The sequence below is a fragment of the Alteromonas sp. ABE4_545 genome (assembly GCF_056161325.1).
The window spans coordinates 45,824-57,636 of sequence record NZ_JBSWYY010000016.1 but is presented as its reverse complement, the minus strand read 5'-3'; the positions used below and the strand labels follow the sequence as shown (position 1 = coordinate 57,636).

The 11,813-nt window shown below is 46.2% G+C and carries 10 protein-coding genes; 7 read left to right on the top strand and 3 right to left on the bottom strand.

Annotation, left to right across the window (positions count from 1 at the left end; all coding sequences use genetic code 11):
* Positions 1-12: 12 nt before the first annotated feature.
* The gene (locus tag ACXAH6_RS14180) at positions 13-1,104 is read right to left on the bottom strand and encodes a 3-deoxy-7-phosphoheptulonate synthase (protein ID WP_474877840.1); all 1,092 of its coding nucleotides are present in this window, start codon (positions 1,102-1,104) and stop codon (positions 13-15) included.
* Positions 1,105-1,474: 370 nt separating this feature from the next.
* Between ACXAH6_RS14180 and ACXAH6_RS14175 the strand changes: the two genes are divergently transcribed.
* From ACXAH6_RS14175 to ACXAH6_RS14145, 7 genes are all read left to right on the top strand, one after another.
* Positions 1,475-2,155: an ABC transporter ATP-binding protein gene (locus ACXAH6_RS14175; RefSeq protein ID WP_474877838.1), complete on the top strand. Its 681-nt coding sequence runs from the start codon at positions 1,475-1,477 to the stop codon at positions 2,153-2,155.
* Entirely contained in the window at positions 2,152-3,141 is a 990-nt protein-coding gene (locus ACXAH6_RS14170; protein WP_474877836.1) for an HlyD family secretion protein, read from the top strand. The genes ACXAH6_RS14175 and ACXAH6_RS14170 overlap by 4 nt, the downstream gene beginning before the upstream one ends.
* Complete coding sequence (locus ACXAH6_RS14165) at positions 3,131-4,132, top strand: HlyD family secretion protein (protein ID WP_474877834.1); 1,002 nt, start codon at positions 3,131-3,133, stop codon at positions 4,130-4,132. Before ACXAH6_RS14170 ends, ACXAH6_RS14165 begins: the two co-directional genes overlap by 11 nt.
* The gene (locus tag ACXAH6_RS14160) at positions 4,132-5,328 is read left to right on the top strand and encodes an efflux RND transporter periplasmic adaptor subunit (RefSeq protein ID WP_474877832.1); all 1,197 of its coding nucleotides are present in this window, start codon (positions 4,132-4,134) and stop codon (positions 5,326-5,328) included. Before ACXAH6_RS14165 ends, ACXAH6_RS14160 begins: the two co-directional genes overlap by 1 nt.
* A complete protein-coding gene (locus ACXAH6_RS14155) occupies positions 5,328-6,587 on the top strand; it encodes an ABC transporter permease (RefSeq protein ID WP_474877831.1) in 1,260 nt (419 codons plus the stop codon). Before ACXAH6_RS14160 ends, ACXAH6_RS14155 begins: the two co-directional genes overlap by 1 nt.
* A 91-nt stretch (positions 6,588-6,678) precedes the next feature.
* Positions 6,679-7,032, top strand: a complete 354-nt coding sequence (locus tag ACXAH6_RS14150; RefSeq protein WP_474877829.1) for a Fis family transcriptional regulator — start codon at positions 6,679-6,681, stop codon at positions 7,030-7,032.
* A 47-nt stretch (positions 7,033-7,079) separates the two neighbouring features.
* Entirely contained in the window at positions 7,080-8,015 is a 936-nt protein-coding gene (locus ACXAH6_RS14145; protein WP_474877827.1) for a hypothetical protein, read from the top strand.
* Here the strand turns inward: ACXAH6_RS14145 and ACXAH6_RS14140 are convergent.
* Positions 8,003-8,527: a maltose acetyltransferase domain-containing protein gene (locus ACXAH6_RS14140; RefSeq protein WP_474877825.1), complete on the bottom strand. Its 525-nt coding sequence runs from the start codon at positions 8,525-8,527 to the stop codon at positions 8,003-8,005. The genes ACXAH6_RS14145 and ACXAH6_RS14140 overlap by 13 nt on opposite strands.
* A gap of 98 nt (positions 8,528-8,625) precedes the next feature.
* On the bottom strand, positions 8,626-11,790 hold the full coding sequence (locus ACXAH6_RS14135; RefSeq protein WP_474877823.1) for a glycoside hydrolase family 3 N-terminal domain-containing protein: 3,165 nt from the start codon (positions 11,788-11,790) through the stop codon (positions 8,626-8,628).
* Positions 11,791-11,813: the final 23 nt, after the last annotated feature.

Below are 11,813 nucleotides of genomic sequence, written 5' to 3'. Positions count from 1 at the left end.
GTTCCGAGACCTTTATGCGACAAATTCACGCTTATTTTGTCTCAATGGCAATACAGTAATCAACTTCTCTCTGGTTTGCGCGATTAAATCTTCTGTGGTTTTCCAGTCAATACAGCCATCGGTGATCGATATGCCGTATTCCAAGTCAGCAAAGGCCACGCCGTCAGACTTTTGATTACCAGCATTCAAATGGCTTTCTAACATCACACCAATAATAGACTGGTTACCTTCGAGAATTTGATTCACCACGTTCTGACAAACCAAGGGTTGGCGACGATAATCTTTTGCCGAGTTTGCGTGGCTGCAGTCAACAACCAAACCGGCACTTAAATTCGCCGCTTGCAACTCTTCTTCGCATTCAGATACGCAAACTGAGTCATAATTTGGCTGTTTACCACCACGTAAAATAATATGGCCGTCGGGGTTACCTTGAGTTTGAATAATACTCACTTGGCCTTGTTTATTAATTCCCATAAAGCTATGACCAGATGCCGCAGATTTTAACGCGTTAATGGCAATACCTAAGCTGCCGTCGGTGCCATTTTTAAAGCCGACAGGCATCGACAAGCCACTGGCCATTTCACGGTGTGTTTGCGACTCTGATGTACGCGCCCCAATCGCACTCCAGCTAAACAGCTCGGCAAGGTATTGCGGGCTGATAGGATCAAGTGCCTCGGTAGCAACAGGTAGTTCAAGTTCAGCAAGCCAAATCAACAGCTCTCGCGCTTTGCGTAAACCCGCTTCGATATCAAAAGTATCGTTAATATGTGGGTCGTTAATCAGGCCCTTCCAGCCTGTAGTTGTGCGCGGTTTTTCAAAATACACGCGCATAACGATAAACAGGGTATCTTTGCACTGTTCATGCAGCTCTTTTAGGCGCAATGCATATTCTTTGGCCGCTTCAATGTCGTGAATGGAACAAGGGCCGCAGATCACCAATAGGCGATGGTCTTTGCGATGAATAATGTCAGAAATGATATCTCGCGACTGCGCAATAACATTTAGGGCATGCTCTGAAACGGGCAACTCATTCGCCAGCTCTTCAGGTGTCACCAGTACTTCTTCAGCACTGACATGACGATTATTTAGGGTGTCCTTTAACATGTTTCTCTCTCTGTTTAACACTGCGAAAAGGTCGCGAAAACTATAAACGAATAATGAGAGTTTTTGATTCTCGGCCAAGCTGTAAAGTTTAGCTTACATCACGTTATTTTTATTATTCTCACTCTGCGTTGACTTTTTAACAAGTTTTGATATGCGAAGCAAGCAAAAACCCACATAACTAAACAAAAGTACGATAAAGTCCAATGGCTGCTAACCACAGTGTGAAATAACTTGTTACAACTCAATGCGATATGACTCATTAATACAGCGCTAGGTAACCTAACCGTCTGTTGTAAATCGTATTTCTCTAGACTAAAGTAACCTTCAATAACAAAAATAATACACATTATCTATTTGTGAGAAAGGATTCATGCTCGAACTCAATCATATCCGAAAGTGTTTTTCTAACGGTGATGAGACCGTCGTCGCCCTCAATGACGTATCACTATCTATTAAAGCTAATGAATTCATTGCATTTATGGGAAGTTCAGGCTCGGGCAAGTCTACTCTCATGAACATTCTAGGTTGCTTAGACACCCCCAATGCTGGTGAATACGTGTTAAACAATCAGAACGTAGCCTCAATGACAGATGAAGCTCTGTCAAAAGTACGCAATGAACATATTGGTTTTGTTTTTCAAACCTTTCATCTGCTACCCAAACTCGATGCTATCGGCAACGTTAAATTGCCATTGCGCTACACCCAAATCAGCGATCACGATGCAGACCAGCGCGCCATTGAAATGCTAGACAAAGTGGGCCTATCGCACCGACTTTATCACCGCCCTTTTGAAATGTCGGGAGGCCAGCGCCAGCGCGTTGCCATCGCCCGAGCACTGGTAAACAAACCTTCAGTGATCCTCGCCGATGAACCCACAGGTAACCTCGACAGCAAAACATCTGATGAAATCATGCAGCTATTAACCGAGTTACATCAGCAGGGGCAAACTATTGTGATGGTCACTCACGAAGAAAATATCGCTGAGTACGCCCAACGGGTAATCACGATGAAAGACGGTGAAATTGTCAACGAGGTGCATAAACACGCATGAAAATTCGACCTTTATCACATTTAATTACACTCACTACGACCTTGTTGATGAGTGCGAGTGCGTTCGCAAACAGCCCGTTATTAATTACCGGTAAAATTGCCTCGTCAAAGATCCAATATGTTACTGCCCCCAAAACCGACCGCTTTCAAATTCAAATTCAATGGATGGCCGACGAAGGTACAATGGTGGATAAAGGCGAATTAATTGCCGTTTTTGATTCAGGTAGTACAGACAGCCAACTCGAACAAAATGAAGAAAACCTGCAAACTCAGACGCTGGAGTTAGAGTCTCAAACCATAGAATTAGACCAAGCTGTGCTCGAAGCAGAAGGTGCGCTCACCGTCGCCGAACTAGAAGTGAAAAAAGCCCGTATTGAAGCTGAAATTCAAAGTGACGATATTAGCGAATACGACAAAGGTGAATATCAAATTGTACTTGAGCGCGCTTTAGTCGACCGATTTAAAGCCGAACAAGCCTTAAAAAAAGCAAAAGAAAACCGTACCAATACCTTAGAAAAACTCAAAATTGAAATTATCAAAATAGAAGACAACATCACTTACTATAAAAACTTGCTCTCTGTACTGCAGGTCAAAGCCCAGTTTGCGGGGATGATTTCTCATATGTATCACCCGTGGGAAGGCGAAAAAATTACCGCAGGGTCTACGTTACAAGTCGCCATGAAAGCTATGGCCGTGCAAGACACAAAAGCTTACGCAATCGAAGCGTGGATTCACGAAGTTGACGCTGTTCGCATTCACAAAGGGCAAACGGCAAACATTACGCTCGACGCCTACCCTGGTAGTCATTACCAAGCCAAAGTCACACGAATTGCTTCTCAGCCAGAGAGCAAAAACAATTGGGGAAGCGGGTCGTATTTCCCTATTCAACTTAGCTTTGTTTCACCTCCACAAGAAAAGTTATTGCCGGGAATGAGTACTCGCATTGAGTTAACAGACGACATGGAGGTTAGCCGTCATGAAAATTAAGCACCCCCTTTCTGCACTGTGGTTCGGCACAAGCGTGCTTTTCCTGTCGGGCTGTGGCGAGCCTCCACAAGCGACTACGAATACAGAAATAACACAAGCCCCGTTAACGGCTAGCGGTGAAGTAGTAAGCTTAAATTCCGCCAGTATTTCGCCTCCTTCCATTCGCAGTATGTGGCAGATGAAAATTCAGTTTATGGCTCCAGAAAACAGCATGGTAAAAGAAGGCGACGTGCTACTTAAATTTGATGGCCAAGACCTTCGTACCAAAGCCATCGAACAAAAAAGCCAACTTGATGCCGCGGTGAAAACCCGTGAACAAACCCAGTTGGAAAACGAAGCGCAACGAGAAGAGCTTAAATTAGCCTTAGCTGAAGCCGAAATGAACTTTGATAAAGCAAAGCGCTTAGTTGAAATTACCGACGCGGCCACCAAGGAAGTGGAACGCAAAAAGCAGCGTATCGACTACGAAATTGCCAAAGAAAACTTAGCGCTTGCGCAGAAAAAATACGAGCAATTCAACACCTCTATTGAGGTAAAAGACAAAGTGTCATTGAGCAAAATACAACGCTACGAGTCGTTATTACGTGAAACCCAAACCAGTATAAAAAAACTGACTGTTACCGCCCCTAAATCAGGTTTAGTCATGTACAAAGCTGATCGAGGTGGAGAAAAAGTGGCCATCGGCGACACTGTGTGGATGGGGCGCACTGTATTAACGCTACCGTCATTGGATAAATTAGCTATTAAAGCGGAATTCGATGAGCCAGACACCGCAAGACTCAAGATTGGCGCAGAAGTAAAAATTACGCTTGAAGCCTATCCTGAACTGCCTTTCAGAGGAAAAATCATGTCGTTGGGAGAAGCCTATTCAGAAAAGTCGAGTTCGAACCTCTCTATTGTATTCGACGCACAGATTTCTATGGACAACGCCAACCTAGACATTACCCGCCCTGGTATGAAAGCCAAAATTGAAGTCTTGGAGGAAGCATAATGAATATACGAACTCCCCATCTACTCTCTGCTTTTTCCATGGTTTTGCTATTTGGTTGTGGTGACAATACGCTGCAATCATCTATTCCCACTTACACAGTTTCTGAACAGGCGTTTACTGTGGCAATTCCTGTAGAGGGAGAAATAGAAGCCTCTAAAGCCGAAGTTATCAGCGCTCCAGGTCAGCGCCCCATGACCATTGCGTGGTTGGAAGACGAGTACACTCAAGTGTCTGCTGGGCAAGTGGTTGCCCAATTCGACGGTGAACAACTAGGGCTGGATTTGCGCAAAGAAGAATTAGAGCTCTTGCTGCTACAACAAGATTTGCACTTAAAACAACTCTCTCGCGAACAGGATGAGCTGGACGTAAAAGAGGACAAAGCCCTCGTCAGCAAAGAGTTTCAATTTGCCGATACCTATGCCATTGATGACGTACGTCTGTATTCTCGTTTGGAAATCATCGAGAAAATGCAAAACAAAGATTACTTATCGGCTAAAGACGACTATCTCGACTGGAAAAAAGACAGTGTCACCGATCAAAGTGACAGTGCCATTAGCGTGTTGAATATTAAGAAAAAAGGCAGTGAAGCAAAATACGAGCAAATCAACTCTGCATTAAACGCCTTAGAAGTACGCGCTCCCTATGATGGCATGTTGGTGTACGAAAAGAACTGGCGCGGAGAAAAACCAGCGGTAGGGCAAGTGATTTTCCCCGGCAATGCGATTGCCAAAATACCCAACTTACACGAAATGAAAGTCAGTGGTTACGTGCTCGATAAAAACGCTGTGGGCATAGCACCGGGTATGACAGCAGACATCACGCTGGACGCATTTCCTGACAAACATTTTACAGGGAAGGTACTCACCATGGCGGCGTTTTCACGCACCATTAGACGCGGTGATCCCACCAAGTATTTTGAGGTAACGTTGTCTTTAGATGACAGTGATACCACCTACTTTTCACCCGGTAGAAAGGCATCAGCGATCATCGCAGGTTCGTTAGACAAACAAGCACTACTGGTCCCCACTCAGGCAATTTATAACGAAGACGGGCAAAATTTTGTCTACGTACAATCGGGCTTGAGTTTTAACAAAACCGCTATCACGGTAAACAAGCGCAATTTGAACTTTGTGGAAATCACCGACGGGCTTGAAGCCGGTGACCGTGTTGCCCTGTCTTACACGGAGCTACTGTAATGATGACGGAACTTAAAGACATTAAATTTAAACTCTTGGTCGCCGATGCCGCCAAAGAGTTATTGGCACAAAAGCTGCGCACACTTCTCACATTACTGGGTATGATTTTTGGCGTAGGTGCCGTAATTGCCATGTTGAATATTGGCGAAGGTGCACAGCGTGAAGCGTTAAAAATGATCGATTCGATGGGGCTACAAAACCTCATCATAGAAGGCAAAAGCTACACCCGAGAAGAGCTGAGAGAAATTCGCAAAGACTCTCAAGGCCTCACCATGGGTGATGTACATGCCGCAATGGAAACCTTGCCATTTGTTTACGATTACAGCGTAGAAAAAAAGATAAAACTGTTTTCTCTTTATAGTGATCACGCCAAGTCAGAATCGACGGCCGTTGGTGTAAACGAACGCTACTTTAACCTTGCCAACTTAAAGCCCGCGTTGGGTCGCGTACTCACCGCAGACGACATCGCTCGTGTTGCCCAAGTAGCAGTATTAGGCAAAGATGCCGCAGCCAGTTTATTTCCGGCAATCGCGAATCCGGTTGGTGAGTTTGTGAAGGTCAATCACGCTTGGTTTCAAGTTGTCGGTGTACTGGACGCCCCTGCCCTCAATAAAGACAACTTCCAAGGCGTACAATTAGGCGGCGATAGAAACCAAGTATTTATTCCCATATCAACCAGTAAGAAGAAGCTGGGAGACGAAACCTTAGCCAGTGAACTAGATGTCATCAAACTTGCTGTGGAAAAATCTTATAATCCAGCTATTGCGGCAAAAGCGGTAACCCAACTGCTCAATTACCGTCATGGCGAAATGGATGACTATTCCATTGTAGTGCCCGTTGAATTACTTGCTCAGCATGAAAACACCCAAAAAATATTCAACATGGTAATGGCCTGCGTTGCAGGAATATCGCTGCTAGTGGGCGGTATTGGGATCATGAATATCATGCTGGCTAACGTATTGGAGCGCACCAAAGAAATAGGCCTACTCAGAGCCGTCGGCGCAACACAGCAAGATATTAAATTTCAGTTTATTGCCGAAAGCTTTGTAATATCAATTGTCGGTGGCGTCATTGGCGTAGTGTTTGGTTTGGTGCTGTCGGAAGTCATTGGCTTTTATTCTGACTGGGCAGTCAGTTGGTCACTCACTGCGATTATATTATCACTCTCTATTTGTATGGTTGTGGGGGTGTCATTTGGTGTTTTCCCCGCGATTAAAGCGTCAAAACTCAACCCTATCGAGGCCTTACATTCAGATTAAAATCGCGCTTTGTACGTTAAAGCTGCGTAGATACTTACCCCCTAGGTTAGGTATACTGCGCAGCAATGTACTGTAGCGGTAGCGATCAGCCTTGAACAAAACAACCAAGAAACTAGAAACCAACTTAGTTAAAGCCCTCACCATTGCCTGCGATGAATTCAAGCGGTGGGATATCGGGTTTGATTGGCTTACCCACACTGCTCGCTTTAACCTGTTCCCCGGAAGCTTAATGGTCACGTTAGTCTTTCTCACTGAACAAGAGCAAGCCGCAGTGTTGGAAAGTGGGCTCGATAAAAAAATGCGTACTATCATCCAAACTCAGCTGTTAAAAGCAGGAATTAAAGTAAAAGATATTCGCCGCCATGTTCGACTCGACAATGAAGAAATCTGTGCGGAAAAAGACGGCGGTAATTGGCAAGCTCGTCTTGCTCGGTACAGTGTGTAGCCGCTTATTTCCCTGATTTTTGGCTTTATTAATTCAAGGCATAGACAGTGAAGAGAACAATAATAAGTACAGTCGCAATCGGTGCTATTGCATGTATAACTAGCTACTTTTGGCAGCCTAAAAATGACCCAGCCCTAAACTCTGCAGAGGTTGCCTCAACAACTGAGACACTTCACAAGTACACGGAAGAAAAGCTACCAGTAACTCTTTCAAATCAAACAACACCCAATAATGAGCAAAATTCATCGGTACTTGCGACAGAACTCGTTGACGTTGAAAGGCCCCACTGGAAGCTTTCACCGCCCTTACAATCGCATTTAGGCGCGTTGATCACCCAAGCGAACAGTGGAGACAGAGATGCGGCGTATTTGGTCGCGATGAACTTGCGCTATTGCTACTACGCTCCGGAATCACTTGAACAATTTGAACAGCAATTGGAGGTGGACTTCGAAGCTAATGCTGATCCCCGTCATATCGACAATATGACCGCACGTTTTGAGTATTGTGATGGTACAACTAAAGTTTTACGGCAATCTTTTATCAGCTATCTGAATTTCGCTGCTCAGGGCGGTCTGGTATCGGCTCAAGAAGTATTGGGGAAGATGACACCTGCTTTGTATATGGAGTCACAAGGGTTTGGTCAGCTTGAACGTGAGCAATTTATTACTAAGCGGGAACAATTTATACAACAACAAATCGGCTATCTTACACTGGCTTCACAAGCTGGAAGCTTACGGGCTCTCACTCAACTAGCGAATATGTATCACTCGCAAAATTATGGCAAAGATGGTTATACCAAGGCGTATGCCATTAACGACGTCATACTGGCTTTAACCGACGATAACAGCTTGTATAACCGCTACCGTTTTTTTCAAGACAGGCTTTACCCCCAACTTTCTGTGGACGAAATTGCCACTGCCAATGTGATGACCGAAGAATGGTTAACGGCGATACGCCAACACGGCACCATTTATTCACTGTAAACAGAACCTCTCGTGACCACCGTATTGTCTGGAACCCGGCTACCAGCAATCACATTAACACCGGGTAATATGGTTACATTGTTGCCCAATATGGTATTTGTGCCTATTGTGATGGGGTTGGCAATTTGTAGCCCTGAAATTCTGTCACTGGCGGAGACTGGATGAGTGACTGCTGCGAACACGACATTGTCGCCCACTACTACATTCGCGCTTAGCACGATCAGCGCGCCGTCCAGCATCACCACATTATCACCCAACCTCACATTGTCATCAGCGGTAATGTTAACGCCGTAGTCACAGAAAAAATGCGCACCAATTCGCATCCCCCTTGCATGAGGTAACAGCTGAGCCTGAATTTTAGCCACTTGGTTTTTATCTTTTGCATGCTGTAACCGAAAACACAACGATTTAGCCCACGCTCGGGCATTTACCAACGCTTTGTCATGGGTGAAATAAGGGTCGCCACTGCGCATTTTGACAAATTCTGGATGGTCTGGGGGGCAAGGCTGCATAAAACGGAAGATAGAAGCAAATGTTTCGTTAGTGTACCGAATAAAACAGCGAATTTCGCCACAATCTTCTGACAGTGGCGAATCTATCTACTCGCTTATTAGTGACGCACGTACTTGTTAATGTAAGGCGTAAGCGCCTTGGCCCATATTTCATAGCCTTTGGCTTTAGGGTGAAGTAAATCAGGCATGATTTCTTCACTCAAAGTCCCTGAAGAGTCTAAGAAACCATCGCCAATATCAGCGTACATAATGCCTTTTTCTTCGGCCAGAGCTTTCAACAAAACGTTTGCCGCATTGTTGTTTTTCCGTAATGCATCGTCAGGTGACGCGCTGCGCGGGAAGATCCCCAGCAGCAACACTGGCGACTCAGGGATTTGCTGCTCTAGCCTGTCTAGAATAGCGGCAACACCATCGCGTATCGCCTCAGGAGTGTCCAAACGATGGCCGGTATTGTTAGTGCCAATCATCATCACAGTAAGCTTGGGTGTTACCTTGCCTAGCGTGCCATGGTCAAGACGCCACAACACATTCTCGGTACGGTCACCACCAAACCCCAAATTTAAGGTATCAATGTCACCAAAGTGTTTTTCCCACACGGCCTGCCCATCAGATTCCCAACCATGAGTAATTGAATCACCAATCATCACCAGTTCAGCCGTACCTTGTTGGGCTTGTGTTACTTTTTCTTTGTGACGGGGTAACCACCAAGACTCAGACCAATACTCATTCAATGTTGCAGGCGTGACCGACAAATTAGTTGGGCAAGAGACAGTCGCTTGCACATTGTTTGCTATCGACACATTCGCCACCGCAAGTTGCCCCTCACCGCCAGTTCTCAAAGTAAAGGCTCGTTGTATTTTGGAAGGGTCAGACTGGTTCTCAACCAAGCACGACAACGGAATTGCGATAGATTGCCAACCTTTGCCTTCCTGCTCTATGGCCCAATCACGTAAATTAACCCCCTGCCGACAATTGATGCTGCAGTCGGTTAACACTGTTAATGTGCCTTTTTTCATACTGTCGATACGCAGGTCCATCGACAATACCCCATGGCTCATATAAGGCGTGAAGTCGATAGTGCCGCCAGCAATATACAACCCAGACAACCAGCTATCTTTGAACGAGAGTTTTAAGGCATCTTCCTGAACGTCTTTGTCGGTGGTTTCCAAGGTCACGCTACCATCAGGCAATTGGGCAAAAGCGCCACTTAAAATTTGGTTGCGTTCGGCGTTATTGATAAACACATTAAACGGTTGTAATGGGCGACCACTGTACAAGCTGAGTGCTTGTTGTGATGGGTCGAGTAGCCCTTCTACGTCTTCATTTAACTGAGGCAAATTAGTGTTGCTACTGTAATCTAACCCATAGTTGTATGGGAATAATGGCGAATAATCGTCATCTCCCCAATTAAGCGCATCTTGTAATGGTGTTGCGGGCCATGAGAACGCCAAACGACCACGAAAGTCATAACGCGCTTCACCGGTAATATCGCCTATCAGCACATCGGCAATACCCGCGCCCTCACTACCGGGCAACCACGCTGCCACAAAAGCATCTGCGGCGTTGATGTAAGGCGTTACCCACAATGGACGCCCCGACAGGAAAACCGCAACAACAGGAATATTTTGTGCTTTTAAGCGCTCCATAAGCGCTAGTGTGACTGTGTTGCCGGGGGAGTATTCTAAGGTGTTAATGTCGCCTTGTCCTTCGGCGTAAGGGTCTTCTCCGAATACCACGATCGCCACATCGGGCTGTGCCGAAAACTCACCGTTTTGAGAGACTTCTACCGTACCACCAGCAGAAGTCACTGCCGCTCTCAACCCTTCTGCAATACTCGTGGCCCCTGTATAGTCGTCTGTTTGAGTACCTGTGCCTTGCCAAGTCACAGTCCAGCCGCCACTTTGCTTGGCTAAGTTGTCTGCACCGTCACCCGTCACTAAAATTCGCGCATTGGCGGCGATAGGTAAGACTTGCTGATTGTTTTTCAATAACACCAAAGATTCACGCACGGCCTGACGAGCAACTTGTCGATGAGCGTCACTACCCACCACTTCATTTTTGCCCCCTAAGGCGCGATCTAACGGCCCTTTGCCCTCAAACATGCCCATGCGCTTTTTGACCAACAAGATACGAGTTACAGCCTGATCTAATCGCGCTAAGCTGATATCTCCCGCATTCACTTGCTCTAACACTTTGTCATACATGCTACGCCAATCGTAGGGCACCATGTACATGTCTAATCCGGCATTAAACGATGCGGGGCAACTATCATTTGTGCAACCGGGTAACTGACCATGGCCGTTCCAATCGCCCACCAAAAAACCGTTAAAGTTGAGGTGATGACGCAATACTTCATCAAGTAAGTATTTATTGCCGTGCATTTTGTCGCCATTCCACGCAGAAAAGCTCGACATAACGGTCATAGCACCGGCGTCTAAACTGGCAAAATAGCCCGGTGCATGAAAGCGAATAAGGTCGGCTTCGGACATCACCGCATTGCCCTGATCGTCGCCACCTTGCGTTCCACCATCAGCAATAAAATGCTTCACCGACGCCATTACGTGAGTATCATCTAAAAACTCTGCGCTGCCTATTTTGCCTTGCATCCCTTCAACAAGGGGGGCTGCCAGCGCAGCCACGCGCGCGGGCACTTCTGAGTAAGACTCATACGTTCTGCCCCAGCGGTCGTTGCGCGCCACCGCTACCGTTGGCGCAAATACCCAATCTATGCCGCTAGCACGGACTTCTCGGGCAGTAATCTCGCCGATCTTTTCCATCAAGTCAGGGTTGTTTGCCGCACCCAGACCAATATTGTGGGGAAAGATAGTCGCACCTTGTAGGTTTCCATGCCCATGTACCGCGTCGGTCCCCCAAATAACTGGGATCGCCACGCCAGATTCACTCGACGCCGTGGCCTCGTAGAAAGCTTGAGCGAAAGTTGCCCAATCTTTCGCTGTAGCCCCGTCTTGTCGATGAGGCACTGAGCCGCCGCCATTCAATATTGACCCAATGTGATACTGCTTCGCTTCCTGCGGGGTAATAGTTTGAATTTCGGCTTGTAGAATTTGCCCAACCTTTTGCTCTACACTCATGCGTGACAATACATCAGCAACAAATTGCTGCTCTTCATCGGTATACACAATTGGTGATTGTAAATCAGGCCACTTAGGCTGGGTTTCGGTGTGAGTTTCACGGCTGCTGCAAGCCATCAAAAGCGCCGTTGCAGCCATCGCAACACAACAACTAACCAGTGTTTTTTTCATAGCATTTTCCTTTCTAATCGGCG